The 25,883-nt window shown below is 43.6% G+C and carries 22 protein-coding genes and 1 tRNA gene; 12 read left to right on the top strand and 11 right to left on the bottom strand.

The genetic code is table 11. From position 1 onward, the window contains the following. The first annotated feature begins 205 nt into the window (after window positions 1-205). The gene (locus tag FN831_RS05830; RefSeq protein ID WP_142527282.1) at window positions 206-1,156 is read left to right on the top strand and encodes a LysR family transcriptional regulator; all 951 of its coding nucleotides are present in this window, start codon (window positions 206-208) and stop codon (window positions 1,154-1,156) included. Window positions 1,157-1,279: 123 nt separating this feature from the next. Next, window positions 1,280-1,353, top strand: a tRNA-Asn gene (locus FN831_RS05825). A gap of 48 nt (window positions 1,354-1,401) precedes the next feature. On the opposite strand, the gene FN831_RS05820 is transcribed toward FN831_RS05825, so the two are convergent. Next, window positions 1,402-1,962 (bottom strand): hypothetical protein, encoded by a 561-nt coding sequence (locus FN831_RS05820; RefSeq protein ID WP_221931288.1) that lies wholly within the window; start codon window positions 1,960-1,962, stop codon window positions 1,402-1,404. A gap of 333 nt (window positions 1,963-2,295) precedes the next feature. On the opposite strand from FN831_RS05820, the gene cobI reads away from it, so the two are divergent. From cobI to FN831_RS05785, 7 genes are read left to right on the top strand one after another with little or no spacing between them, the layout of a single operon-like run. After that, entirely contained in the window at window positions 2,296-2,991 is a 696-nt protein-coding gene (cobI, locus tag FN831_RS05815) for a precorrin-2 C(20)-methyltransferase (RefSeq protein WP_142527280.1), read from the top strand. Then, entirely contained in the window at window positions 2,988-4,349 is a 1,362-nt protein-coding gene (cobJ, locus tag FN831_RS05810) for a precorrin-3B C(17)-methyltransferase (RefSeq protein ID WP_142527279.1), read from the top strand. Before cobI ends, cobJ begins: the two co-directional genes overlap by 4 nt. Further along, on the top strand, window positions 4,350-5,531 hold the full coding sequence (gene cbiE / locus FN831_RS05805) for a precorrin-6y C5,15-methyltransferase (decarboxylating) subunit CbiE (RefSeq protein WP_142527278.1): 1,182 nt from the start codon (window positions 4,350-4,352) through the stop codon (window positions 5,529-5,531). Then, a complete protein-coding gene (gene cobM / locus FN831_RS05800; protein WP_221931287.1) occupies window positions 5,531-7,414 on the top strand; it encodes a precorrin-4 C(11)-methyltransferase in 1,884 nt (627 codons plus the stop codon). The genes cbiE and cobM overlap by 1 nt, the downstream gene beginning before the upstream one ends. Further along, window positions 7,415-8,158 (top strand): precorrin-6A/cobalt-precorrin-6A reductase, encoded by a 744-nt coding sequence (locus tag FN831_RS05795; RefSeq protein WP_142527277.1) that lies wholly within the window; start codon window positions 7,415-7,417, stop codon window positions 8,156-8,158. 12 nt (window positions 8,159-8,170) lie between these two features. Next, window positions 8,171-9,277, top strand: coding sequence for a cobalt-precorrin-5B (C(1))-methyltransferase (locus FN831_RS05790; RefSeq protein ID WP_142527276.1), 1,107 nt, complete (start codon window positions 8,171-8,173; stop codon window positions 9,275-9,277). Beyond that, window positions 9,264-9,989, top strand: coding sequence for a cytochrome c biogenesis protein CcdA (locus FN831_RS05785; protein ID WP_142527275.1), 726 nt, complete (start codon window positions 9,264-9,266; stop codon window positions 9,987-9,989). The genes FN831_RS05790 and FN831_RS05785 overlap by 14 nt, the downstream gene beginning before the upstream one ends. Here FN831_RS05785 and FN831_RS05780 read toward each other — a convergent pair. The 4 genes from FN831_RS05780 to cysC form a co-directional block, all read right to left on the bottom strand. Beyond that, window positions 9,967-10,923: a sirohydrochlorin chelatase gene (locus tag FN831_RS05780; RefSeq protein ID WP_221931286.1), complete on the bottom strand. Its 957-nt coding sequence runs from the start codon at window positions 10,921-10,923 to the stop codon at window positions 9,967-9,969. The two genes, FN831_RS05785 and FN831_RS05780, sit on opposite strands and share 23 nt — an antisense overlap. After that, window positions 10,920-11,648: a uroporphyrinogen-III C-methyltransferase gene (gene cobA, locus FN831_RS05775; RefSeq protein WP_142527274.1), complete on the bottom strand. Its 729-nt coding sequence runs from the start codon at window positions 11,646-11,648 to the stop codon at window positions 10,920-10,922. Before cobA ends, FN831_RS05780 begins: the two co-directional genes overlap by 4 nt. A gap of 67 nt (window positions 11,649-11,715) precedes the next feature. After that, complete coding sequence (locus FN831_RS05770; RefSeq protein WP_142527273.1) at window positions 11,716-12,519, bottom strand: hypothetical protein; 804 nt, start codon at window positions 12,517-12,519, stop codon at window positions 11,716-11,718. A gap of 1 nt (window position 12,520) precedes the next feature. Then, window positions 12,521-13,042, bottom strand: a complete 522-nt coding sequence (cysC, locus tag FN831_RS05765; RefSeq protein WP_142527272.1) for an adenylyl-sulfate kinase — start codon at window positions 13,040-13,042, stop codon at window positions 12,521-12,523. A 210-nt stretch (window positions 13,043-13,252) separates the two neighbouring features. On the opposite strand from cysC, the gene FN831_RS05760 reads away from it, so the two are divergent. Both FN831_RS05760 and FN831_RS05755 read left to right on the top strand, forming a co-directional pair. Then, window positions 13,253-14,653, top strand: a complete 1,401-nt coding sequence (locus tag FN831_RS05760; protein WP_142527271.1) for an ATP-binding protein — start codon at window positions 13,253-13,255, stop codon at window positions 14,651-14,653. A 35-nt stretch (window positions 14,654-14,688) separates the two neighbouring features. Beyond that, on the top strand, window positions 14,689-16,350 hold the full coding sequence (locus FN831_RS05755) for a response regulator (protein WP_142527270.1): 1,662 nt from the start codon (window positions 14,689-14,691) through the stop codon (window positions 16,348-16,350). On the opposite strand, the gene FN831_RS05750 is transcribed toward FN831_RS05755, so the two are convergent. The 4 genes from FN831_RS05750 to recJ form a co-directional block, all read right to left on the bottom strand. Continuing rightward, window positions 16,351-17,100, bottom strand: a complete 750-nt coding sequence (locus FN831_RS05750; RefSeq protein WP_142527269.1) for a sensor histidine kinase — start codon at window positions 17,098-17,100, stop codon at window positions 16,351-16,353. A gap of 447 nt (window positions 17,101-17,547) precedes the next feature. Further along, a complete protein-coding gene (locus FN831_RS05745) occupies window positions 17,548-19,062 on the bottom strand; it encodes a GH3 auxin-responsive promoter family protein (protein ID WP_142527268.1) in 1,515 nt (504 codons plus the stop codon). Window positions 19,063-19,079: 17 nt separating this feature from the next. Further along, window positions 19,080-19,814 carry an LPS export ABC transporter ATP-binding protein gene (gene lptB, locus FN831_RS05740; RefSeq protein WP_142527267.1) on the bottom strand — a complete coding sequence of 245 codons (735 nt, stop codon included), beginning with the start codon at window positions 19,812-19,814 and terminating at the stop codon, window positions 19,080-19,082. Between the two features lie 6 nt (window positions 19,815-19,820). Continuing rightward, the gene (gene recJ / locus FN831_RS05735; RefSeq protein ID WP_142527699.1) at window positions 19,821-21,527 is read right to left on the bottom strand and encodes a single-stranded-DNA-specific exonuclease RecJ; all 1,707 of its coding nucleotides are present in this window, start codon (window positions 21,525-21,527) and stop codon (window positions 19,821-19,823) included. Window positions 21,528-21,599: 72 nt separating this feature from the next. On the opposite strand from recJ, the gene FN831_RS05730 reads away from it, so the two are divergent. Continuing rightward, complete coding sequence (locus FN831_RS05730; RefSeq protein ID WP_142527266.1) at window positions 21,600-22,367, top strand: MBL fold metallo-hydrolase; 768 nt, start codon at window positions 21,600-21,602, stop codon at window positions 22,365-22,367. Here the strand turns inward: FN831_RS05730 and FN831_RS05725 are convergent. Next, the gene (locus FN831_RS05725) at window positions 22,354-22,767 is read right to left on the bottom strand and encodes a response regulator (RefSeq protein WP_246101370.1); all 414 of its coding nucleotides are present in this window, start codon (window positions 22,765-22,767) and stop codon (window positions 22,354-22,356) included. The two genes, FN831_RS05730 and FN831_RS05725, sit on opposite strands and share 14 nt — an antisense overlap. A 162-nt stretch (window positions 22,768-22,929) precedes the next feature. Beyond that, window positions 22,930-25,809, bottom strand: a complete 2,880-nt coding sequence (gene gcvP, locus FN831_RS05720) for an aminomethyl-transferring glycine dehydrogenase (protein WP_142527264.1) — start codon at window positions 25,807-25,809, stop codon at window positions 22,930-22,932. Between the last annotated feature and the right edge of the window lie 74 nt (window positions 25,810-25,883).

Genomic DNA, 25,883 nt, shown 5'->3' with positions numbered 1-25,883 from the left:
GGAAACTCCGAAAATATCGGAGTCCGGGCACTGGAGATTCCTGTTAGACATTAGTATTTTGTAAATCAAACAATTGTATTCCAGTTAGTTGTATGGTGTGTTGATTGTGCTGTGAATTTTTTTTATAAATGGCATGGAATTGTAACAGGAGGGGTATGGCTTTCATAGCCAATGTCCAGTACACAAGAACTTTAATTACCAGGCAATGCTAAATTTGGAATGGTTTAGGACTTTTAAAGTCATTTATGAAGCAGGTACTTTATCGGCGGCAGCGCAAACCTTATTTATTTCCCAACCCGGAGTAAGTCTCCATTTGAGTTCCCTTGAATCCTACACAGGTTACCGACTTTTTGAACGGGATACCAGAAAGATGGTCGCAACTGAACGGGGAACTATGCTTTACGATTTTGTTATTGACCATATGAACAAACTCGAAGAAGCGGAGAAGATCTTTCACAGGAAATCCAGGGTAGAAAAACCTACGTTAGGGCTGGGGATGAGTTTCGAGATTTTCCAATATTCACTCGAAGCACACGTATCCGAGCTGCCATTTAATCTGATCACACGGTTTGGCGATTACTCTCAAATGTTACAGGATTTGAACAGTGGGGTATTGGATCTTATTCTGATCCCACAGACGGGTAATCAGCATAACCTGACATACATGCCATTTAATGTGGAACGAATGGTGCTGGTCTGCGGGAACCAGACAGATACTACTGAATTAGACCGGCTGGTTCATACGGGCAATCATTCAGCAATTAAAGAGTGGTTAGCAGCGCAAATATGGTACACTACAACTGTTGGTATGGAACCTCTAAAAAGTTTTTGGAATACCAATTTTAATTCTTCACCGGGATTCAGGCCAAACTATGTAGTGCCATATTTTAGTTCAATCTTAAAATGTTTGTCTAACAGCAAGGGCTTTGCCCTGGTTCCGGATTATATCTGCGGAAAGGATATTGCAAACCAGCTGATAAAACTGGCCTGGGAAGGAAGTACTCCTTTTGAACAGATGTTTTATTTTGGAAAACGCAAAAAAACGGTTTATGCGGATGAGGTTAAACAACTTGAAGATATTTTACGGGGAAATTGGGCCTTAAATAAAAGTTATCATATTAATGATATATCAGGAGGACGATACGCTTTTCGCTGATGAGGAGGATTTATTTTTATTTTTAGAATATAAAATTTGATGATTAAGCGCAAAAGTCGTAACATTGCACCACCGAAAGAAAAAGGGTTGTAAAATCCATATTAAACGGTAAAAAGCGAGTACTCCTTCTTAGCTCAGCTGGTTAGAGCATCTGACTGTTAATCAGAGGGTCGCTGGTTCGAGCCCAGCAGAGGGAGCAGATTAAGAGAAAAGCCTTACCATCACCGGTGAGGCTTTTTTTGTTTTTACACTGAGACGTATTGTGCAATCGCCATAACAGGCGATGAAGAGGTAATCTCCACTTTATGATTTTCGTTAAGCGGTATTTGCGTATAACCCCCGGGGCCTAAATAAAAAATTGCAGATCCAACGGTGCACCTGCATTGGCCCTGTAAGATCAGAAAGCTTTCATGAACATCATCATGGGTTTCATCGGCAATATCAGTTGAAGAAACAACCAGCACCTGAGTTACGCCATTTTCACTCCTCAGTACTTCAGAAAAGTTTTCTGCCTCAAAAGCTGAAGGGTAATATTTGTTCACCAGCTTTAGCCAGTTCTGCAAATCAGAATGTTCACTGATTAATAAAAGATGATCCAGATCCATATTGCTTTCTTTAACAGATTCTTCAATAGAAGCTTCTATCTTCGCTTTCAAAGATTTGGAGGGTTGTATTGCAATGGAGTTTGCATACGACTGCAGTGTATCTTCAATAACCTGTACTTCTTTTTCGAGAACAGGATATTTCGAGATCACATTCAAAACTTCTGCCCGTTCTGCCGCATCAAGCAGATCTAAAACGAACAATTCTAATATGCCACTTTTAATGTAAACCTTTAAATTCACTTGGCTAAAATTTAGTTTTTACTATTCCTTACAACGCATGCGTGTATTTTTTGTTTTAAAAGGTAAACAGTTACATCATCATGCTATTCAAAGATAAGACTTTAGCGTTTATATTGTTTAATATAATAGTTGAACAAATAAATTTAATTTTTTTTAAATAATAATAATCGGCTGTGCTTACATTGTATCTATGATCCGGCTCTTCTTTGCAAAAAATATTAACCTGCCCTGTACCGCTTATAGACAATAAATAATTAGTTTTACAACGTCGGCAGACCTTATCAGCAGCATCACGTGAACACAATTTATGGCATTTCATTAGGCCCCGGAGACCCGGAGCTGATCACCTTAAAAGGACTTCGTATTTTAAAGGAATCGGATATTATTTTTTATCCCGGCTCCCTCTCTAAAGATGGAAGAAAAGGAAGTTATGTACGGCCGATGCTTGATCATTATGGACTGGACAAGAATAAATTACAAGGTTTCTTTTTAAGTATGGGCAGCGACAGAACTGCTGCTGAATTTACTTATCAGCAAACAGCTGACCAGGTACTGCAGGCTTGCAGGGAAGGCAAAAAGCTGAGCATTGTTTGTGAAGGAGATCTCAGTTTTTATGCGTCCTTCTCTTATATACTGGAGAAACTGCAGGCCGGAAATGTTAGTATTGAGCTCATCCCCGGTGTAAATTCCTTCTCCCTGGCTGCAGCGAAACACCAGATCCCATTATGTTTACAGCAGGAAAAACTGGCTGTGCTGCCGCTGGCAAATGATATCCGGGAGATAGAAGATAGCCTCAAAAATGCAGATACGGTAATCCTGATGAAGATCAGGATGGGCTGGCAGGAATTGTATCCCCGGTTACTGGACAAACAATGGAAATACTATTACTGTGAGCGTTTAGGCACAGCGGATGAATATATAACTTCCGATATTGCGGTGTTAAAGGACAGAGAGATTCCATATTTCTCCTTATTAATTATTAAAAAATGATCAAAGTTGTTGGTATAGGGCCGGGAGGTCAGGATTATCTGTTGCCCATTGCCCGCAAGGCAATACAGGAGGCCGATGTAATCATTGGTTATCACTATTATTTCCAGTTTATCACAGACCTGATACAGGAAGGGACTGTTTGTATCGGCAAAGAACTGAGCGAGGAAGAAAAGCGGGCAGAGATTGCTATAGAAAAGGCCATTGAAGGATATAATGTGGTAGTAATTGGTTCGGGAGATGCCGGAATTTATTCGATGGCATCCATCGTTTACCAGAAAGCCGCAGCTTCAGGTGAAGATATTGATCTGGAAACCATCCCCGGAATATCTGCTTTTGTGGCTGCAGGGAGTAAATTGGGTGCAGTTCTGGGCCACGATTTTTGCTGTATTTCACTATCAGACCTGATGACACCCTGGAAAACCATCCAGAAACGGATTGAGGCAGCGGCCTGGGGCGATTTCGTCACTTCCATCTATAACCCTAAAAGTATAAAGCGGTACTGGCAGCTAAATAAACTGAAAGCTATTTTTCTTTTGCACAGACAACCTGAAACGCCCGTGGCGATCTGTTACCAGCTGGGCAGGCCGGAAGAAAAGATCACCCTCACTACCCTGGCAGATCTGAATATCGAAGATGTAGATATGTTTAGCCTCGTGGTGATTGGAAACAGCCAGACTTTCCAGTATAAAAATCACCTGGTTACCCCAAGAGGTTATCTGAACAGAAAACCTGAAACGGGGTTGGAAATACAGCAGGCAAGTTTCAGCGAAATTATTGATCAGCTGGATACTAAGAAATATCCTTTAGACTTTCTCTGGGCGGCAATCCGTTGTATCCATACCGCGGGCGACCTCAACTATATCGATTACCTGAGTACTTCGGTAGGGGCAGTTGCAGTAATGCACGATTACCTGATCAAAGGAGGGACGATTGTTACAGATGTAACCATGGTGCAGGCGGGTATTACCAGGGCTTTTACAGCGCAATACGGAAATCAGGTGATTTGCATGCTCAATTCTGATGAAGCAGTAATACTTGCAGAACAGGAGGGGCTTACGCGTTCGCAGGCGGGGATCAAACTTGCTGCAAAACTGTACCCTGAAGCACTGTTCGTCATCGGAAATGCGCCTACAGCGCTGATTGAAATTGCAGACCAGGCAAGACAAGGGCAAATCCATCCCGCAGGAATCATTGGTGCCCCCGTTGGTTTTGTGAATGTGATTGAGTCAAAAGAACGCCTGAAAATGCTTCAGCTGCCTTATGTGATTATCGAAGAAAGGCGCGGAGGCAGTAATTTTGCTGCAACACTGGTAAACGCAGCTTTTACTTTGGATACCGCTGCAGATTATATAAAGTAAATGATGGTTTTTCATATTATAGGAATTGGAAACAGGAAAGCTGATTTTTCCGGGGAGCTGCTTTCCCTGATCGAAAGCCACGCTGTTTTCAGCGGTGGTAACCGTCATCATGAACTGGTAGGACATTTACTGCCGGAAGGATATACCTGGCTCCCGGTGCAATCGCCCATGGAGCTCCTTTTTGAAAGCTATGAGCAGCTTGGGCAAACCGTTGTGGTTTTCGCCAGCGGTGATCCTCTGTTTTATGGTATCGCCAATACATTGCGGTCAAGGTATCCTGATGCGGAAATCTATACCTATCCTTATTTCAGTTCTATCCAGTTACTGGTCCACCGGGCAAATCTGAACAGCAATCTGTTACAAACGGTAAGCGTACATGGCAGGTCATGGGCAGCACTTGATGAAGTGCTGATACAGCAGAAACCGCTGATCGGTATTTTAACTGACCAGGAAAAAAGTCCTTCGGCCATTGCCAAAAGGTTGCTGGAGTATGGTTATACCAACTATTCCATCTGGATAGCTGAAGACCTTGAAGGCGAAAACGAAAAAGTACGCCATCTTGAACCCCGCGAAGCCGGGAACAGCGTTTTTCATCCACTAAACTGTGTGATCCTGAAAAAGGAAAGTCACCGGCATATTGACTTCGGAATAAAAGATGTATTGTTCGAAGGACTAAAGGGACGCCCCAATATGATCACCAAGATGCCTGTAAGGTTATGTTCGCTCCATGCCCTTGATCTGGCAGCAAGACCCGTGTTATGGGACATCGGTTTTTGCACCGGTTCTCTGAGCATTGAAGCAAAACTTCGTTTTCCCCAGCTAGAAATCCATGCCTTTGAAAAACGAACGGAATGTTTACAGATCCTGCATCATAATCAAAATAATTTTGGGGTGCCGGGTATAAACGCCTATATAGGTGATATCTTTGAAACCGATCTGGATCACTTGAGCAAGCCCCGGGCAGTATTTATAGGTGGGCATGGCGGACGCCTGAAAGAACTGCTTCAAATGATTGACCGGTATTTGCTTACTGATGGAACGGTGGTCATTAATGCTGTCCAGGATGCCTCAATCAACGACTTTATTGCTTTTTCCAGATTGCTGAACTGGAAACTGGATGAGCCCCTGAAATTAAAGGTAGATGGGCATAATGAAATCACCATATTAAAAGCTACGAAATAATGATGATAAAAGAGGAAAAAGTGTGTGTGATAGCCTTCACCGATAGCGGATTAGCTGTAGGCAGGATCATTCAAAATGAATTTCAACGCAGTAAATTATATACAACAAGAGAAACGGCATGGTCTAAGGACGTGCTTAAGCTGGAGAACCTGGATGAGCTCTTAAAAGATAAATTTCAGCGTTTTGACGTTTGGATCTTTGTTGGCGCGCTCGGGATATGTGTGAGAAGCATTGCCCCATACATTCAGGATAAACTTACAGATCCGGCAGTAATCAATATTGATGAACAGGGAACTTTTGTGCAATCGGTACTGAGCGGTCATGCAGGCGGTGCCAATGAGCTTACGAAAAGACTCAGCCGTGTGTTGCAGGCTCAGGCGGTGATTACTACCTCCAGCGATCTGCAGGAGATCTGGTCGCTTGACTTGCTGGCGAAGAAATTTGGATGGTCTGCAGCCCATACCGCAACACTGAATCAAGCCGTCTCTATTTTTGTCAACAATCGTCCTACGGCGCTTGTATTAAAGGTGAAAGATGCAGGAACAGCCTACCTGGAGAAAACAAAACCAGCTTTTGCAGATATCTATCATGACCTGTCTGAAGTTGATCAGGCACAGTACGAACTGCTTATATATGTGGGATACGAGCTTTTTGAAAGTGCGATAACCGCGTTATCATTCTACCCAGCGTGTTTAAGTCTGGGTACAGGTTGTTCAAAAGATATCGAACCGGTATTGTTTGAAGAGAAGCTACTAAAGCTGTTATCAAATGAAAATATTGCTTATCAAAGTATAGCGGTAATCACTTCTGTTGATATTAAAGCAGCGGAACAGGCCTACGTTCATATTGCCAGTAAATACCATTGGGATTTTAAAACATTTCCTGCCGCAGACCTGGCAACAATGCCACTGGCAAACCCATCAGACGTAGTCCTTGAAAAAATAGGAATTCAGGGAGTGTCAGAAAGTTCCTCTGCCCTGGCAGCAAATACAACTTCCTGGCTGGTAGAAAAAACCAAGGCAGAAGTATCATCCGGCAAAATGTTCACCCATGCAGTATGCCTGATCAGCGCTTTTGAAAGAAAAGGGCAGATTGCTATAGTAGGGGCTGGTCCCGGTGCTCCGGAACTGATCACGGTCAGGGGAAAAGAATTGCTGGAAGCGGCCGATTGTATTCTCTATGCCGGAAGCCTCGTGCCCGAAGAGCTCACCAATATTGCCAAACCAGGGGCGATGGTGAGGAATTCTGCGGCAATGACACTTGAAGAACAGGTAGAACTGATGGACCTGATGTATCAGCAGGGAAAACTGATTGTAAGACTTCATTCCGGTGATCCTTCAATCTACGGTGCCATCCAGGAACAGATGACGATTTTTGACGAAAGGAACTATGATTACTTTATTGTTCCCGGTATTTCTTCATTCCAGGCCGCCGCCGCTTATCTCAGATCAGAATTTACCATTCCTGAAGTAGCGCAAACCATTATACTCACCAGGGGGGAGGGAAATACCCCTATGCCGGAGCATGAGAAGCTGGAAGAAATGGCTAAACTAAGGGCTACGATGTGTATTTTCCTTAGTGCCGGAATCATTAAAAAAGTAGAGGCGCAGCTTTTACAGCATTACCCGCCGGAAACCCCTGTCGCCGTACTTTTCCGCGTCAGCTGGAAAGATGAAAAAGTGTGGACAGGGAAGCTTGATGAATTGAGCCGGATTATCAAAGAGAATAAGCTGACAAGGACTGTGCTGGTTATCGTTGGTGAGGCCATTGGGGCAAGAAAAAACCGTTCCTGGCTGTATGGTGATAACTGGCACCATATTTTTAGAAAAAAAGATAACATCATAGCAGAGAATGAAAACTCAGTTACCAATAAAATTATTTAAATGATTCTTTTACTGGGTGGAACAACTGAAGGTAAACAGGTTGCCGGCTATCTCGATGAGGCCGGCCTTGACTATCTTTATTCTACTCGGACCGCAGTTAAGTTTGAGGGTAAAGGAATATACAGATACGGCAGCCTGGATGAGGAGGGCTTAAAAGCATTTTGCCGGCTGAATTCAGTTTCTCTCATTATCAACGCCTGTCATCCTTTTGCCTTAGCGCTGCATAACACAGTGGCTGCCCTTGCAGATCAGATCCCCGTGATCCGGTTTGAGCGGGTTTTCCCCGAAAGGACCATTGGTCCCCTGGTGCATTACGCAGATAATTTTGCCGGAGCGCTGATGAGGATTAAAAACCTGGATTACCGGTCTATGCTTGCCTTAACCGGAGTTCAGTCTATTCCAATGCTGAGCAGTTTTTGGCAGAGCTATCCCTGTTGGTTCAGGATCCTTGACCGTCAGTATTCTATTGATCTTGCCGCTGGTTATGGCTTTCCGGCAACGCAGTTGCTTTTTGGCCTTACGCAGGATATGGAAGAGGAGATTGAGCTGTTCAGGCGCATCAATCCTCAGGTCATCCTCACCAAGGAAAGTGGCTTCAATGGTAAGCTGGACGCAAAAATCAAAGCTGCACTTAGCTGCGGTATTCCTATATTTATCATCAAAAAACCGGAGCTTTCGCCGTTGTTCCACAGGGTACATCATATAGATGACCTGATTAATCAGCTAAAGACCGGAAACCTATAACCAGCAGGATAAATGAGTGAACTCCAACCCATACCGGATGGCCCTTTAAAAACGGGATTTACTACTGGTGCCTGTGCAACTGCCTGTACAAAGGCGGCCCTGCTGGCATTGATTACTCAGCAAAAGGTAACAGCAGTACAGATTATTCTCCCCGGCGGACAAGAGCCCTCCTTTGAGCTCATTTCCTGTGATCTCAATTTATTGTCCTGTGCCTGTACCACACGTAAGGATGCCGGAGATGATCCTGATGTTACGCATGGCGCAATTATCGGGGCTGCCGTCAGTTTAAACCACTCGGGAAAAATCACCTTTTTACAAGGCAGGGGCGTAGGTAAAGTTACCCTCCCTGGTTTGGAAATCAGCGTAGGGGAACCGGCAATCAACCCTGTTCCTCGGCAAATGATGCAAAATGCCTGTAAAAAACTGTTGTCAGAATATCAGCTGGAGCATCAGGGAGTAGACATTGAAATCTTTGTGGAAGACGGCGAACTGATTGCTAAAAGGACATTGAATGAACGGCTGGGTATTACCGGAGGGATCTCTATTCTGGGTACCACCGGTATTGTAACTCCATTTTCTGCCTCCTCCTATATTGCGAGCATCACACAGGGGATCGATGTTGCAGTTGCGAATGCTGCACAGGAGCTTGTGATCAACTCCGGTGCAAGAAGCGAAAAAAGCTTAAAGCTTTTGTTTCCGGATCTGCCTGAATTTGCCTTTATCCATTATGGCAACTGGATAGGGGAAACCCTAGAAAAAATCGCACAAAGCCCGGCGATCAAAAAGGTTAACCTGGGGATTATGCTGGGTAAGTCAGTAAAACTGGCGGAGGGTATGTTAGATACCCACAGCGGTAAAAATACCTGGAACAAGGAGTTTGTATGGCAGATGGCTAAAGATGCCGGGTATCCTGAGGAACAGTTAAACAAGATTTTATCATTTAATATGGCCGGCCGATTAACCGAATTGTTTAGCTTTGCCAGCGCTGAACCTTTCTATCAGGCCCTGCTAAAGGCCTGTTATGAGAATTGTTCGGCATTAATTCCTTCAACTGAGCTGGTATTGTTCCTGATCAGCAGGGAGGGAAATTACATACAATATCCAAATGAATTTTCTTAGTATCAGCCGCCCGCTGATTGCCGGCATTTTACATTCTTTTGAACCCGACCATGTTACAGCGGTGTCTGTTTTAGCATCAGAGCAGGCTGTCAATAAAAAGCGGATTTCCTGGCGTGTAATTTTCAGGGCCTCGCAATGGGCGCTGGGGCATTCTGTAACGCTGATTATTTTTGGGGTGATCGCGCTGATCTTTAAGGCTTCGCTGCACCGATACGTGACAAACATCTCTGAATGGGCAGAAATTGCAATCGGGCCAATCATGGTCATCCTGGGGCTGAATGCAATACGCAGCAATTATAAGATCAATGAAATGATCAGCGACAACAAGAAAATTGAAGCCCACGAGCACCTGGCTTCCAATCCGATTCACCTGCATGGGAAAAGAGGTGAGGAAATAGCGATGAATCCTTTGACCAGATCGTTTTGGGTAGGGATGCTGCACGGACTGGCCGGAACGGGTGGGGCTTTAACCACAGCTTTGGTGATCAGCGCACCAACCGTTGGCGCTTCGATCCTGGTTCTGGTGATAGAATCTGTGGGGATTATCGTGGCCATGAGCGTGTACAGTTATGTGCTGATCCACACCATGAGCCGTTTCCTGGAGAAGAATATGGCCATATTTAAATGGATGAACGGCATTGCCGGACTGGCGTCGATCACCATTGGATGTATCTGGATTTATACGCTGGTTATATCCCCAGCAGTTTTTTAAACTGACTGCCCAGGCTGTTTTTTTTCTCCCCAGGTTTTTCATCTTCTTCAAACAGCACACCCTTTACGTTGAGATGATGGCCTATCTGTTCTTTTCCTACCTCTTCTTCAAAACCAATAATTTGTTTGCGGTATTTGCAAAGCTGGCAGTTCATATTTCCTGTTCCATGTACTGCTTCTTCCAAACGGGTATCAAATGCTTTCAGCATCAGCTCGTCCGTACCAAATGGTGCAGTATAAATAAACTCTTGTGCAGAGCGGCTGTTTTTTTCTTCCAGCGTAGCATTGATCCTGTCCAGTAATATTCCGCTGAAAAAGAAAAAAGGAATGGCTATGGTTCTTTTAAAGCCCAGTTTTTCTACCAGTTCCAGGGATTGTTCAACAGAAGGGTACGCCGTACCGCTGTAGGCCGTAGTGGCAAAGCCAAAGCCCATCCCTTCCCAAAGCATGCTCATCAGTTTGGTCACATCGCTGTTGGCGTCAGGATCTGTAGTGCCTCTTCCTACCACAACCAGACAAGTCTCCCTGCGGTCCATCGGAGATAAAAGGCGTTCCGTCTCTTCAATTCTCTTTTTTGCGAGATCCAAAACAAAGGAATTTACACCAATAGGACTGCCCATTTTGATTTGAAGATCAGGATAGTAAGACTGGATGGTATTTAACTCGTATGGAATATCGTTTTTTGCATGTGCACCTGCAAATAAGATTACCGGCAGGGCATAAATAACACGCACGCCTTTACTGTACAAGCGCTCTACAGCTGCTTCAAATAGCGGGTGGTTAAATTCTAAAAAACCATAATCCACCTCATAATCGCTTTTGTAGCGGTCTTTTAAGATTTCTACCAGTTTTTTAAATTCTTCTACACCGGAGGTTTTTCTGCTGCCATGGCCGCAAAGCAGTACACCTTCTCTGATCATTGCTCCTTCCTTCATAATGATAAGTTTACAACTGCTCCAATGATGATGATTGCAGGGTAGCTGAGCTGCGCTGAAGCGGCCATTGCCGGCAGATCCTGCGCAAGTCCTTTAACTGATTTCTGTTCAGGAAGGGAGGCATGCTGAATGATCGCTGCAGGAGTATTTCCCTTATCTGCTTCGATATACGTATTTGCAATAGAGGCCAGCTGTTTCATGCCCATATAGATCACTACAGTGGCATTGCTCTGCATGGCCAACCTGAGGTCGGCCGATAAGGTTCCGTCTTTTTTTGTTCCTGTAACTACCCATATGCTTTCACTTACATTTCTGTGCGTGAGCGGTATATCCTCAAAACCTATAGCCTGCATACTGGAAATACCCGGTACAAAGTGGGTTTTGATACCATGTTCACGGGCAAAAAGAATTTCTTCAAAACCTCTGCCAAAGATGAAAGGATCACCACCCTTTAAGCGCACTACTTTTCCTTTAGCAAATGCGTAATGCCTGATCAGTTCGTGAATAGTTTCCTGTGGGGTATACTCTCCGTAAGGCTGTTTACCCACATATATTTTCTCACAGTCTTCCCTTGCAATGTCTAATAGTTCTTTATTGGCCAGATTATCATAGAGGATAACGTCTGCCTGCTGTAATATCTTATAACCTTTAATCGTCATCAGATCGATATCACCCGGGCCGGCTCCAACTACAAATAATTCAGGGGGTACTCTATTTTCTGTCATCCGATATTTAAAATCGGCTTAAAATTAAGGTTTATATTGGTCTTAAGTCAATTTTTAATCATTGATACTACAGGTAGGCCCTGATTTCGTGCTCAAGCTTTACCGCTTTTTGCAATAAGCTTTGATCCAATACAAAAGGATCAATGTCTGTAACCTCGCTCAAAAGTGCTTTTTTATAGATATGGCTGAAGTCTGCTGCGCGTAGTGAAAAACCCCATTTATTCACCAGCGTATCAAATATATCCCTATGCTGCTCAGTAAGCTGACCATGATCGGTTACCACAAACTGATGCCCCGGCAGGCTTTCCATTGCCTGTAAAATTGCTTCGTTATAGGCAACCCAGACCCTGAGATAGAATTCCGCTTTAGCATGATACAGTTCTTTTGCCCTGATACTTCTTTTTCTTTTGATCCAGTTCTGCCTGGACATCCAGCTTTTTGATAAATAATATTTATCCAGTTCTTTGAGGTCCCGCTGGATTAAAGAACTTACAGTTTCACGGTAACTGCGGATGATGACAAGGTAGTGCGCCTCAGGAATAAGAGACTGGTAATGATTGAGAAATAAACAGGTTCTGGGTTCTTTCCATCCCCATTGCTGCTGAAGCGAATTTTTGAAAGCGATGATTGACCGCAGTTTCTCTGTCTGATAAACAGAAAGTTCAGACACGGGCTCATGAATGTATCCTTCTTTCAGGATCTCCTGATGGAATTCCAGGAAATCCAGATCTTCGAAATGGCCTTCTGTGTTGCCTATTGCGGGGCCCAGAAGGCGCTCTCCCAGGTGCAGGCCACAATGATTGAGCCACTGGCTTAATACCGATGTGCCCGACCGGTGCATTCCGGCGATAATTAAGATCGTACTATCCAAATCAGTTATTGTCGATGATAAAATTGCAAAGAAGCGAGGTGCATTCCTGGATGTCCAGTACATCTGTATTGATATAAAGATCTGGTGACGACGGTACATCAAAGGGATCATTGATGCCTGTAAGGTTACTGATTTTTTCGGGATGGCCGTCAGGGAGCAGGGCTCTCTTGTATAGTCCCTTGGTATCCCTTCCGATCAGCGTTCTTACAGGACAATCCACAAAGATGGTTTTCACATTCTCATAGGTGTCTTTCAGTTCTTCCCGCACCTCATCATAGGGATTGATCGCACTTACAATGGTCACAATGCCGCGTTCGGAAAATTTATTGGCGATAAATCCCAGCCTGCGGATATTCTCCAGCCTGTCTGGCTTTGAATAGCTGAGCTCTCTGAAAAGGGTGCTCCTGTACTCATCACCATCTATGATTTCGGTATTCAATCCAGACTGGTCCAGACGGTTTTTTACCGTATTTGCGAGTGTAGTCTTTCCTGCGCCGGAGAGACCGCATAATAATAATACCATATCAATCAGCAGTTTAATTGATTAGGAAACGCGGAGTTTTCTGATAAATTATTCCCTGAAGCTATAGTATCGACCAATAACTAATATGTGTCGACCAATGAAGCAGGTATCTTTTATTTTAACATTTTTTTACAACTAATTTGACACCCTGAAGAAATATATAGTAGTTTTTCATACGAGAGTCATACAGGATTTAACTAAATTTATCGCATGCAAACGGTAGACATATCCTGGCTTAAATCGCTCGAAGTTTTTATTAACGTTCCCGATAAGCAGTTACAATGGTTTATAGATCACAGTGAGAACCGGGTAACTGATGACGGGGAGATTTTATTTAAACCCGGTGAAACGCTTACCGGGCCTCATATCGTAATAGATGGGGGCATACAGTTTTACATGATACAGAATGGTTCCAGAAGGGATTATATTACGTTTGGCAGGGGCGATATTACCGGATATATGCCTTATTCAAGAGGTAAGGTAGCAGGAGGATATGCCGTTGCCGTTGGTACATTGCACACATTGAGCTTCCCGACGGAAAAGCTGCCTGAACTGATCAAAGAGCATTTTGAACTGACACAGGCATTTGTGCATGTGATGAGTAACCGTGTAAGGGATTTTACGGCCTTGCAGCAGCAGAATGAAAAAATGATGGCACTGGGCAAGCTGTCTGCCGGCCTGGCGCATGAACTGAATAACCCTGCATCTGCGATTGCACGCGACTCTGATTCTTTAAAGGCGCATCTGAAGCTGGACCCTAAGCTGTTTAAGGATATGGTGATGATCCGCATTGAGGAAGAGCAGGTTGACCTGCTCAATAAGGAACTTTTTACAGTATTGACGGTATCAGACAATACGCGCTTAAGCCTCAAGGAACGCATGGCCCTGGAAGATGCAATTACAGACTGGTTTGAGGATCATGACATTGAAAATGGCTATGCTCTCGCTGAGAGCTTTGCTGATTTCAATTTCTCTGTAGAGAACCTGCAGGCTTGTGCCGCCGCGATACCGCCCGCAAGTTTATCTCCCATGTTCAACCTGATCAGTAATCTGCTGGTCACTGAAAAGATGGTAGAAGATATACAGCTGTCCTCTAAACGGATTGCAGACCTGGTTTCATCTATAAAGAATTTTACACATATGGATCGTGCCCAGGATAAGCAATTTGCGGATATTCACACCGGCATACGCAATACGCTAACGATGCTGGGCTATAAAATCAGGAAAGGGAATATCCAGGTGATAGAAGATTATGATGAAACTCTGCCTCCGGTAAAAGGGCTGATCGGTGAACTGAACCAGGTTTGGACCAATATTATTGACAATGCGATTGATGCCATGGAACTGAACGGCAAAGGAACGCTGACGATCAAAACAGAAAGGGACAAGGACTTTGTTCAGGTAAAACTCAGTGATGATGGCCCCGGAATCCCGGCTGAAGTTCTCCCTAATATATTTGACCCTTTTTACACCACCAAGCCAATGGGAAAGGGCACCGGAATGGGGCTGGAGGTGGTGCAGCGGATCATTTATCAGCACAATGGCTCGGTAAAAGTGAAATCTGCGCCGGGGCGTACAGAATTTATCGTGTGCTTCCCGCTGGATAACTAAAATACTATTTTTAACTTATTACAATAGATTGCGATATGAATCTCCCTATAATTTTTTCTATTGATGACGATCCACAGGTATTACGTGCCATCAGCCGTGACCTGAAGAGGCAATACGGTAATGAATATAAAATCATCAGTACTACCTCTGCGAATGAAGCACTGGAGGCCCTGACGGATCTGAAAAACAGTTCTGATGTAATCGCGCTTTTTCTCTGTGATCAGCGGATGCCCGAGATGGAAGGTGTGGCCTTCCTCGAAAAAGCAATAAAGATATTCCCGGATGCCAAGCGCGTCTTGCTTACCGCCTATTCGGATACTGATGCCGCGATTAAGGCAATCAATGATGTAAAACTAGATTATTACCTGATTAAACCATGGGACCCGCCTGAGGAAAAACTTTACCCTGTGATCAATGACCTGCTCGACGACTGGCAGGGTGATTATATCCCAGAATTCAAAGGGATTAAGCTGGTAGGATTTCAGTTCTCGCCTCAGTCTCACCAGGTAAAGGATTACCTGGGAAGCAATCTGATCCCTTACCGCTGGCTGGACGTACAGACGCACCCTGATGCTGCAAGTCTGCTCAGTATCAATAACCTATGTAACGACGATCTTCCGCTGGTATTTTTTGATGATGGCTCTTTTCTGAAAAAGCCTTCTATTAAGGATATCGCAGCAAAGGTTGGGAAGAACCCGGATGTGATGCATGATATCTACGATGTGGTAATTATTGGCGCCGGACCGGCAGGTCTTGCTGCTGCGGTATATGGTGCCTCTGAGGGTTTAAAGACCCTGATGATCGAGCGCAAAGCCCCCGGAGGACAGGCTGGTACCAGTTCGAGAATAGAGAATTATCTTGGCTTTCCCTCAGGTTTGAGCGGTGCCGACCTCACGCGGCGGGCAATGAGCCAGGCCACGCGCTTAGGTGCTGCATTCCTCTCGCCACAGTCGGTAAGTGACATCAAACAAAAAGATGGATACAAAACGATTGTACTTGACGACGGCCCTGATATTCTTACCCGCTCAGTGGTCATTACCACGGGTGTGGATTACCGCAAGCTTGAAGTAAAGGGTGTGGAAAATTTCACTGGCGCCGGTATCTATTATGGTGCCGCAAATACTGAAGCATCGGCCTGTAAGGGAAGGGATGTTTTTATTATCGGTGGTGGCAATTCTGCCGGACAATCGGCCATGTATCTGTCCAAATTTGCCGCAAATGTGAGCATCATCATTCGCAAGGACGACCTTTCAGCTACCATGTCGGCCTACCTGATTGAGCAGATAGAACTTACTCCAAATATCCATGTACTGCCAAATACAGAATTGTTTGAGGCAACAGGAGATGGTCATCTGGAAAAACTGACCCTGATTAATATCCTGACTAAGGAGACCGAAACCAGGGAAGCCGGAGCTTTGTACATCTTTATCGGTGCCCGGCCATATACTGACTGGATCAAACTGGAGATTATTAAAAATGACAGGGATTTTATTGAGACAGGACGGGAGCTCCGCAATTATGATGAATTTAAAAAGACCTGGAAACTGGAGCGTGATCCCTATCTTCTGGAGACCAGCTGTGCAGGGATCTTTGCCGCAGGAGACGTGCGCGCAGGAGCAATGAACAGAGTAGCCTCTGCCGTAGGCGAAGGTTCTATGGCTATCAGCTTTGTACATAAGTACCTTGCTGAGGTATAATTAAGAATGGTACTCTGGCTTTGAGCGGCTGGGTTTGGCTGCACCGTTAATACCGCTAAGCGCATTGCCGAGTACATTTTCTATTTTCTTGGAGGAGATCTCAATTTTAGAAGCCATAGAAAAAACTTTTTCGGCACTCATCTCCCTGCTGCCAAGCAGCTGGGCATATAAAGAAATTGAAGTAACTGGATTTTTCAGGTCGTGAGATAAGCGGTGAAGACACTCGTCATGAGCTCTCATGAGCTGTCTGTTGGCCAGCCTGGTTTCCAGTTTTTCCATTACAATATTCGCAAGCGTCATCAGCAGTTTAGTTTGCTTTTCGGTAACATCCAAATGAGGTTTGTTATCAGTTACACATATGGTTCCCAGCGCAGATCCCTCTCTGTTTTTGATGGGTGCTGCAGCATAAAACAGGATTTCATCTTCAGTAGACAGAAAAGGGCTGTCCGTAAGTTCATAGTGTTGACGGGTATCGCCATAGACGGTAACGCCTTCTTTAAGGATACTTAAGGAGCAGAGACTGTGGGCTCTTGAAACCGCTCTCGGCTCATAATTTGCCGGGAGACTTGCTTTTATAAAAACATCTTCTTTGTCAACAAAACAGATATGGGCTCTTTCGGTATCGAATATCTCTGATGCAAGTACAGCAATGGCATCGAAATCTGATTCCGGCAATGTGTTTAAAATTTCAAAACGGTTTAATGCATCAATCCTGGCTAATTCGTCATCAGGAATTAAGTTGACGGGCATTTGGTAATTTATCATTTATCTTTTATTTCAGTACTGTGTGAAAATGACTTTGTTAGCTCTCCGGATGGGACCAGAGACTGTTAAAAAAAAAGGTTTCGATGGAATAAACAAAAAACTGGATTGATTGTTGTTGAATTATTGTTTTTATGAAATGTTTGATCAAATGTAAGATAATGATAGTTTAAATATCAAATCTTTTATTCATCAATTTAAAATATGAGTTTAATTAAGTTTTGCCTAGGTTTCATTAAGTTTCTTATCTCTCAGGTTTAAATCGTTTTTATCGGTTTGAGAGGTTAGAACAGTTATATATGTTTTTTAAATATGGTTTCTGTATATAAAAATTATATAGAGCAACTTTTATGTTCATCAGCAGGTACACTGCTGAAGTCAAAAATGTACAGCAGTAGCAAAAATACTACATGAGCTGCAATTTTCCATGAAATCCTATGGTTGGATCATTGGCAGAATTTCATCCACATACTTTCTTTCATTGGCTAATCGCGGCACCTTATGCTGTCCGCCCAGTTTGCCCTTGGATTTGAGCCAATTGTAAAATGTATTGTGGGGTGCATTGTGTACTTTAGGCCGGCATAAAGCCATGTTATTAAAACGTTTGGCATCGTAATCAGAATTGATTTCGCGCAGCGTCTGGTCCAGGATATCTACGAACTTCTCAAAATTATCGGGCTGCTGGTCAAATTCTATAATCCATTCATGGCCTCCTGCTTTATCACCCCTGAAGTAGATAGGGCAAGCCGTGTAATCCTTAAATGCAGCTCCTGTTTCTTTACAAGCTTTGCTGATGGCCTGTTCTGCATTATCAATAATGACTTCTTCTCCGAAGGCATTGATAAAATGTTTGGTGCGTCCTGTGATCTTGATCCTGAAAGGCGAAATAGAGGTAAACTGTACCGTATCACCAATTACATACCTCCATAATCCGGCGTTGGTAGAAATGATAATTGCATAGTTTTTATGCAGTTCAACATCTTCAAGGCCCAGTGTTACGGGATGATCATCACAAAGCTGTTCAAGCGGTAGAAATTCATAGTAAATACCATAGTCGAGCATCAGGAGCATTTCTTCGGACTGCAGCTGATCCTGGATGCCAAAGAATCCTTCAGAGGCATTATATGTTTCCAGGTAATACATTTCCGGCGAAGGGATCAGCTCTTTAAACTGCTCTCTGTAGGGGCCGAAATTGACTGCCCCATGAAAGTATAATTCGAGGTTTGGCCATACCTCCAAAAGATTTTTTTTACCGGTAATCTCCAGGATTTTCTTTGCCAGTACAATGGTCCATGTAGGAACGCCCGAGATGTTGGTTACGTTTTCCTTAATGGTGGCCTCGGCCATTTTTTCCATTTTCTGTTCGTAATCGTTCATCAGTGCAATGGAAATATCCGGAGTTCTGTAATATTCTGCCCACATAGGCAGATTTTTAATCAGTACAGCAGAAAGATCGCCATAGTAAGTATCTTCATTGAGCTGATTGATCTGATGGCTGCCTCCAAGTACAAGCGCCTTTCCGGTGAGAATCTGATTCCCGGGTTTATTATTGCAGAAGATAGAGATCATATCTTTGCCGCCTTTGAAATGACATTCTTCCAAAGCTTCCGGTGATACCGGAATAAACTTGCTCCTGTCGCTTGTCGTACCGGAAGATTTGGCGAACCATTTGATTTCTGATGGCCAGAGTACATTTTGTTCTCCCTGCAGCATGCGCTCGATGTATGGCTTCATGCTGTCGTAATTCTGCAGCGGGACGCGCTCCTTGAATTGTTGTGGACTCTCAATGGACTTGTAATCGTATTTCTTTCCCCATTCAGTGTTTTCTGCACAGGAGATCAGGTTATGAAACCATTCTTCCTGTACGTCTACCGGATATTTCATGAAAAGCTCTATCTGATGGACGCGCTTTTTCATGTACCAGGTGAAAATAGAATTTACAATTGCCATATCTGGTTAGTATAGAATTATAGGTTTTTACTTCGAAGTACAAAATTGGAGCCGAGATAAACTTTCCTCACCATCTCATTTGCGGCAAGCACCTCCGGTGTTCCTGATTCCAGGATCTTACCTTCAAACAGCAGATAGGCCCTGTCTGTAATGGAAAGTGTTTCCTGCACATTATGGTCTGTGATCAGGATCCCGATATTTTTATTTCTGAGTTTGGCAACAATAGTCTGGATCTCTTCAACTGCGATAGGGTCTACTCCGGCAAAAGGTTCGTCGAGCAGGATAAAATTAGGGCTTGCTGCCAGTGCCCTGGCAATTTCTGTTCTGCGGCGTTCTCCACCCGACAGGAGATCGCCCCTGTTGCGGCGTACTTTATGCAGACTAAACTCATCAATCAGTTCCTCAAGTTTTTCTTCTCTTTCTACCCGGGTCATGTCTGTCATCTCCAGGATGGCCAGAATGTTGTCTTCTACGGAAAGTTTTCTGAAAACCGAGGCTTCCTGTGCCAGATAGCCAATTCCCTTCTGGGCGCGGCGGTACATGGCATCTTTGGTAATATCTTCATCCCCCAGAAAGATAGATCCTTCATTGGGTTTAATCAATCCAACAATCATATAAAAAGAAGTTGTCTTTCCGGCTCCGTTCGGGCCCAGCAGGCCTACGATTTCGCCCTGACTGACGCTGAACGAAACGTCGTTTACAACGGTCCGCTGTTTGTATTTTTTTATAAGATTATCAGCTCTTAATATCATTATATATTATTGATTATGAATTTTGATCGCTTTCAGGTTCAGCTGCAACCGTCTCTGATCTTTCCAGATATTTTCTTCAACTGTATAACAAACAGAAAAAGGCACATTAGGTTGTAAAAGATTCTCAAATTCTGCAAGCCCAAAACCGATGGCTTCAAAAATAGCGGAATTTTGTTGTTTAATGTTCAACTTTAAATGTTTTGTTCCTACAACATAAGGCCTGCCAACATAAGTTACCGCATGAGTAACAAATACAGGTGCCGGATTCATGGGGCCAAAAGGAGCCATTTGTGCAATGATCCGCTGAAATTTGCCATCTATCTGCGAAAAATTGATCTCATTGTCTATCAATATTTCGGGGCATAACAAATCTTCAGTAATCGTAGCGCCTACGATATCTTCAAAACGTTCAGAGAAAGCATGAATATTCTCCTGTTTCATTGTAAGTCCCGCAGCAAACTTGTGCCCGCCAAACTGTTCCAGCAGATCGGCACAACCCAGCAAGGCCTCATACAGATCATATCCAGGTACAGACCTCGCTGATCCCGTAAGCAGACCATTTGAATGTGTCAGTACAATTGTTGGCCGGTAATACTTTTCCGTCAAACGCGAAGCAACGATACCAATGACGCCTTTATTCCAGTTTTCATTATATACAACAGTAGTTTTTTTTCCAATCAGCACATCTGATTCGTCGATCAGGGCCAGTGCCTCGGCGGTGATCGATGAATCAGACAGTTTACGGTCTGTATTTTGAATATTAATAAAAAGGCTTTGCTCTGCTGCCAGGTCATCTTCGGTACACAACAACATTTTAACCGCCTGGTTACCGTGGTCCATCCGCCCTGCGGCATTGATCCTTGGTGCAAGGGTAAATACCACATCGGTGATTGTAAAATCTTTGTTTTTCCCACAGCTGTCCATCAGTGCCTTGAGACCAACACAAGGATTTGTATTTAATTTGATCAGCCCGAAATAAGCCAGTATACGGTTTTCATCTACGATGGGGACGATGTCTGCGGCAATAGAGACCATCACCATATCAAGGTACTGCTCGTACATATTTGCGGGCAGCTGATGTTTAGAACAATACGCCTGCGCCAGCTTAAAGCCAATCCCGCATCCGGCAAGCTCTTTAAAAGGGTAGGGGCAATCTGAACGTTTCGGATCGAGTATAGCAACTGCAGCAGGTAATTCGTCACCCGGTAAGTGGTGATCGCAGATAATGAAATCTATACCGAGACTGTTTGCATAAGCTACTTTATCATTTGATTTGATCCCGCAGTCGAGTGCAATAATCAAAGTGATTCCTTTTGAATTTGCATAGTCAATGCCGGCTGTAGAGACGCCATAACCTTCTTTATGCCTGTCCGGTATATAATATTCAAGATATGGGCTGAACTGCCTGAAAAAGCTGAATGCCAGGGCAACAGAAGTTGTTCCGTCTACATCATAGTCGCCATAAATCATGATTTTTTCAGCTGTAGTAATGGCGCTGTCTATCCTGATAATGGCTTTGTCCATGTCCTTCATTAAGAAAGGATCATAGAGCTGTGACAGTTGCGGCCGGAAAAAATCCTTTGCTTCTGTAAAAGTAGTTATGCCTCTCTGCACCAGGATTTCGGCCAGCGTTTTATCTATATTTAATTGTTGTGCAAGCAAATCTGTGACGTCTTTATCGCCCTTTACCGCCTGCACCCATCTTTTCTCCATTTGGTTTTTGTGTATCTTTGCTACAGATTGTAAATATATCATTAATTATTCTTTTGACTAATACCTACGCCATTGCAAGTTTTCACATTACATGAAGGTTCCTATTCTGTAGCTGCCGATAAAAAATTCATTCCTTTTGACCCTCAAACAGATAATCCCAAAGATAGGCCAGGATCGCTGTTTATTAACGTACAGCCTTTTCTTGTGAAATTCAATGATCTGCTTCTGCTGCTTGATACCGGTTTAGGCTATAGTAATAAGAAGGGGGAAATGCTATTGCATGAGAACATCAGAAAAGCTGGATTTGATCCTGCGGACGTAGATTATGTGCTGATGTCTCATCTGCATTTTGATCATTCGGGCGGGATGGTACACAAGGAGAATAACGGGATGGAGCTGAGTTTCCCTCATGCCACCTATGTGATCCAGCGTGGGGAATGGGAAAGTGCATTTACCAATACTTCTTCTTCATACAGAACCGAGATCTTTGATTTTCTTCAGCGGAATGCCCAGATTACTTTTGTAGAAGAGTCTGATGAGTTTATTCCAGGTATATCACACGAGTTAACAGGTGCACATACCCCTAATCATCAGGTGTGGTTGCTAAACGATGGTGTGGATAAAGTATTTTTTGGCGGGGATGTTTTGCCTGAACCAGAAGAGTTACTGAGAAAATTCATAGCCAAATATGACTTCGACGGGCGTAAGGCGATGGAATTACGTGAAGAATTTGGTAAAAGAGCTGCCGCCGAGCAATGGAATTGCCTTTTCTATCATGGCAAGTCCAGAGCTACAGGATTTATCGGCTTAACTGACGAAGGCCAGTTTAAGATTGTATAGGTTCAATATTTTTGCCTTCAAAAAGTTCAATAAGGCGTTCGATAGACAGGGGTTTAGAAATAAACCCCTTTACAGTTTTATAAGTTTTTGCTTTCTCGATATCATTTTCATAAACTGAGGAAGAAAGCATATACATATCAATATCATTCTGTATGCCCAGCTTTTCATAAGCTTCCAGGAATTCCCATCCATTAAGTACAGGCATATTAATGTCGATCAGGATCAGTTGTGGAAAGGGGAGCTGTGCATCCTTTAATTCTTTCAGGTAGTCTATTGCAAGCTGTCCGTTCGTTTTAGCAACCATTTGAGCTTCATATCCTGTTTTTTCTACAATTTTTTTGATGATAAAAATATTGATGTCATCATCGTCAATTACCAGTAGATTAATTTTATCACTCATCAGATTAGAAGTTTATAAACGGTTTGGATTTTAAATAAAGATATAAAATAGAACTGTAAAGTATATCCGCAATTTAGTTATTTAACAAAAAGAGGACCATTATTTGATAATGTCCCCCTTTTTGTTTGTAATAGCAAATTATTATTTGCTTATCGCTTGATATTATGCTTCAGCCTCCATATAACTTTCTATAGGAGGGCAGGCACAAACTAAAGATCTGTCACCGAATGAGTCATTTACCCTGCCAACAGAAGGCCAGAATTTATGGTCAGCAACATAGGCCAGCGGGAAGGCTGCAACTTTTCTGCTGTAAGTATGAGACCATTCATCCCCGGTAACTGCTGCCACAGTGTGTGGAGCATTCTTCAGAGGATTATCTGTTTTGTCCATAATACCATTCTGAACACTGCTGATCTCATTTCTGATCGCAATCATCGCATCGCAGAAGCGGTCGAGTTCATGTTTGGGCTCACTTTCTGTAGGTTCTACCATCAGAGTTCCTGCTACAGGAAAAGATACTGTAGGTGCGTGGAAACCATAATCCATTAACCTTTTCGCGATATCAACTACTTCGATACCAAAGTTTTTGAACTCGCGGCAGTCCAGGATCATCTCGTGTGCACAGCGGCCCTGACTACCTGAATATAAAACAGGATAATGCTCTTCCAGACGGGCTTTCATGTAGTTTGCGTTTAAGATCGCATACTCAGTGGCCTGTTTTAAGCCTTCTCCGCCCATCATTGCAATGTAGGCATGAGAGATGATCAGGATAGAAGCAGAGCCCCATGGTGCCGAAGAAACCGCGTGGATAGATTTTTCGTTGTTGATATCTACAACTGCGTGTCCCGGTAAGTATTTAACCAGGTGGGCAGCTACTCCAATCGGGCCCATACCCGGGCCACCACCACCGTGAGGGATACAGAAAGTCTTGTGTAAATTAAGGTGACAAACGTCTGCGCCGATATTGGCAGGACTTGTTAATCCTACCTGGGCGTTCATATTTGCACCATCCATATAAACCTGTCCGCCATGTGCATGGATCACTTCGCAGATCTCTATGATACTTTCCTCAAATACACCATGTGTAGATGGGTAGGTTACCATAAAGCAGGAAAGGTTAGCGGAATGTTGTTCAGCTTTAGCTTTTAAGTCGGTTACATCTATGTTTCCATTGTCGTCGCATTTCACGATCACGATCTTCATCCCTGCCATTGCAGCAGAGGCCGGATTGGTACCGTGCGCAGATGAAGGGATTAAAGCGATGTTACGGTGATGGTCGCCACGGTCCTGGTGGTAAGCTCTGATCACCATTAGTCCTGCATATTCTCCCTGGGCACCAGCATTTGGCTGTAAGCTCATCGCTGCAAAACCAGTGATTTCACTTAACCACTTATCCAGTTCATTAAAAACGGTATAATAACCAGCAACCTGGTCTGCCGGAGCGAAGGGGTGTACTTTACCAAATTCTGCCCAGGTAACCGGAACCATCTCGGTTGTTGCATTTAACTTCATTGTACATGAACCCAGTGCGATCATCGAGTGGCAAAGAGAAAGGTCTTTCGCTTCAAGAGATTTGATATAACGCAGCATTTCATGTTCTGAGTGATGCGCGTTGAATACCGGGTGGGTCAGGTAAGCTGAAGTACGCTGCAGTTCAGCAGGGATCACAGTTTGTATGTTTTTTTCTGAAGCAAGTTCAACGCTGTCGGCTGCGATGGCTTTTACTTTAGAAAATATCTTGTTCAGTAATTTGATGTCTTCAACTGATGCAGTTTCATCCAGTGCGATGGTAGCTACTGAGCCTTTATAGTGCAGGTTGATTTCATTGTCAACGCATTCTCTGTGGATGGAATCTTTCAATGCGCCCAGTTCAACCTGGATTGTATCAAAGTAGGCATCAGCCAGAATCTGATAACCAATGGCTGAAAGAGATTGTGCAAGTGTAACAGCTAAACCATGTGTTCTTTCTGCGATCAACTTTAATCCTTTAGGGCCATGGTATACGGCATAAAAGCCAGCCATGATTGCCAGTAATGCCTGTGCAGTACAGATATTGGAAGTGGCTTTATCTCTTCTGATATGCTGCTCCCTGGTCTGCAATGCCATTCTTAAAGCATAGTTATTATGACTGTCTATGGTTACCCCGATAATTCTGCCCGGGATAGAACGTTTGTATTCATCTTTAGTTGCAAAAAATGCAGCGTGCGGACCTCCAAAGCCCATTGGAACACCAAAGCGCTGAGTAGTACCTACAACAATATCCGCACCCCATTCTCCGGGAGGCGTTAATAAAGTAAGGCTTAATAAATCTGCTACTACTGTCAGCTTCACATTCTTTGCATGAGTTTGTTCTGCAAAAGCTGTGTAGTTAAACACCTCGCCATTTCCTGCGGGATACTGAACAATCGCACCGAAAAATTCTTCGGTTACGTCAAATGTTTTGTGATCTCCGATGACCAGCTCAATGCCGAAAGGATTGGCGCGGGTTTTTAAAATATCTATAGTTTGCGGGAACAGCAATTCTGAAACAAAGAATTTGGTTGCCTGCTGATTTTTACGCAGGCTATACTGCATAAACATCGCTTCAGCGGCGGCAGTACCTTCATCCAGGAGCGATGCATTTGCAATCTCCATACCGGTGAGGTCAATCACCATTGTCTGGAAATTCAACAGTGCCTGTAAACGGCCCTGTGCAATTTCTGCCTGATAAGGGGTGTATTGTGTGTACCATCCCGGGTTTTCCATTACATTCCTCAGGATCACTCCCGGGGTAGTCGTATCATAATATCCCTGTCCGATATAAGATTTAAAAACCTTATTCAGGGAAGCCGTTTGTTTAAGGCTTTCCAGGTATTCTTTTTCAGACTTTGCTACCGGCAGATCCAGCGGACGTTTCAGCCTGATTTTTTGCGGCACCGTCTGGTCGATCAGTTCATTTACAGAATCTAAGCCAAGTGTGTTCAGCATCGCGTCTGTATCCTCCTGGTTTGGAGCGATATGACGGTCTTTAAAGTCTTCTTTGTAATGGATATTTAAACTCATGAAGTATAACAATAAAAGTTGCGCGAAGGTACTAATTTTTCCGTTTTTATTCTAATGCATAATCAGATGAATAA

This window comes from Pedobacter westerhofensis (assembly GCF_900182595.1).
GTDB lineage: Bacteria > Bacteroidota > Bacteroidia > Sphingobacteriales > Sphingobacteriaceae > Pedobacter > Pedobacter westerhofensis.
This window is presented reverse-complemented; position numbering and strand designations above follow the sequence as displayed.

Excerpts from the sequence above, each read along its gene's own strand:
- FN831_RS05760 (WP_142527271.1), top strand. The coding sequence starts at position 13,253 with ATGCAAACGGTAGACATATCCTGGCTTAAATCGCTCGAAGTTTTTATT.
- cbiE (WP_142527278.1), top strand. The coding sequence starts at position 4,350 with ATGATGGTTTTTCATATTATAGGAATTGGAAACAGGAAAGCTGATTTT.
- cysC (WP_142527272.1), bottom strand. The coding sequence starts at position 13,042 with ATGGTATTATTATTATGCGGTCTCTCCGGCGCAGGAAAGACTACACTC.
- cobA (WP_142527274.1), bottom strand. The coding sequence starts at position 11,648 with ATGACAGAAAATAGAGTACCCCCTGAATTATTTGTAGTTGGAGCCGGC.
- FN831_RS05755 (WP_142527270.1), top strand. The coding sequence starts at position 14,689 with ATGAATCTCCCTATAATTTTTTCTATTGATGACGATCCACAGGTATTA.
- FN831_RS05725 (WP_246101370.1), bottom strand. The coding sequence starts at position 22,767 with ATGAGTGATAAAATTAATCTACTGGTAATTGACGATGATGACATCAAT.
- FN831_RS05795 (WP_142527277.1), top strand. The coding sequence starts at position 7,415 with ATGATTCTTTTACTGGGTGGAACAACTGAAGGTAAACAGGTTGCCGGC.
- gcvP (WP_142527264.1), bottom strand. The coding sequence starts at position 25,809 with ATGAGTTTAAATATCCATTACAAAGAAGACTTTAAAGACCGTCATATC.
- lptB (WP_142527267.1), bottom strand. The coding sequence starts at position 19,814 with ATGATATTAAGAGCTGATAATCTTATAAAAAAATACAAACAGCGGACC.
- cobJ (WP_142527279.1), top strand. The coding sequence starts at position 2,988 with ATGATCAAAGTTGTTGGTATAGGGCCGGGAGGTCAGGATTATCTGTTG.
- FN831_RS05750 (WP_142527269.1), bottom strand. The coding sequence starts at position 17,100 with ATGCCCGTCAACTTAATTCCTGATGACGAATTAGCCAGGATTGATGCA.
- cobM (WP_221931287.1), top strand. The coding sequence starts at position 5,531 with ATGATGATAAAAGAGGAAAAAGTGTGTGTGATAGCCTTCACCGATAGC.
- recJ (WP_142527699.1), bottom strand. The coding sequence starts at position 21,527 with ATGGAGAAAAGATGGGTGCAGGCGGTAAAGGGCGATAAAGACGTCACA.
- FN831_RS05830 (WP_142527282.1), top strand. The coding sequence starts at position 206 with ATGCTAAATTTGGAATGGTTTAGGACTTTTAAAGTCATTTATGAAGCA.
- FN831_RS05785 (WP_142527275.1), top strand. The coding sequence starts at position 9,264 with ATGAATTTTCTTAGTATCAGCCGCCCGCTGATTGCCGGCATTTTACAT.
- FN831_RS05780 (WP_221931286.1), bottom strand. The coding sequence starts at position 10,923 with ATGAAGGAAGGAGCAATGATCAGAGAAGGTGTACTGCTTTGCGGCCAT.
- FN831_RS05745 (WP_142527268.1), bottom strand. The coding sequence starts at position 19,062 with ATGGCAATTGTAAATTCTATTTTCACCTGGTACATGAAAAAGCGCGTC.
- FN831_RS05790 (WP_142527276.1), top strand. The coding sequence starts at position 8,171 with ATGAGTGAACTCCAACCCATACCGGATGGCCCTTTAAAAACGGGATTT.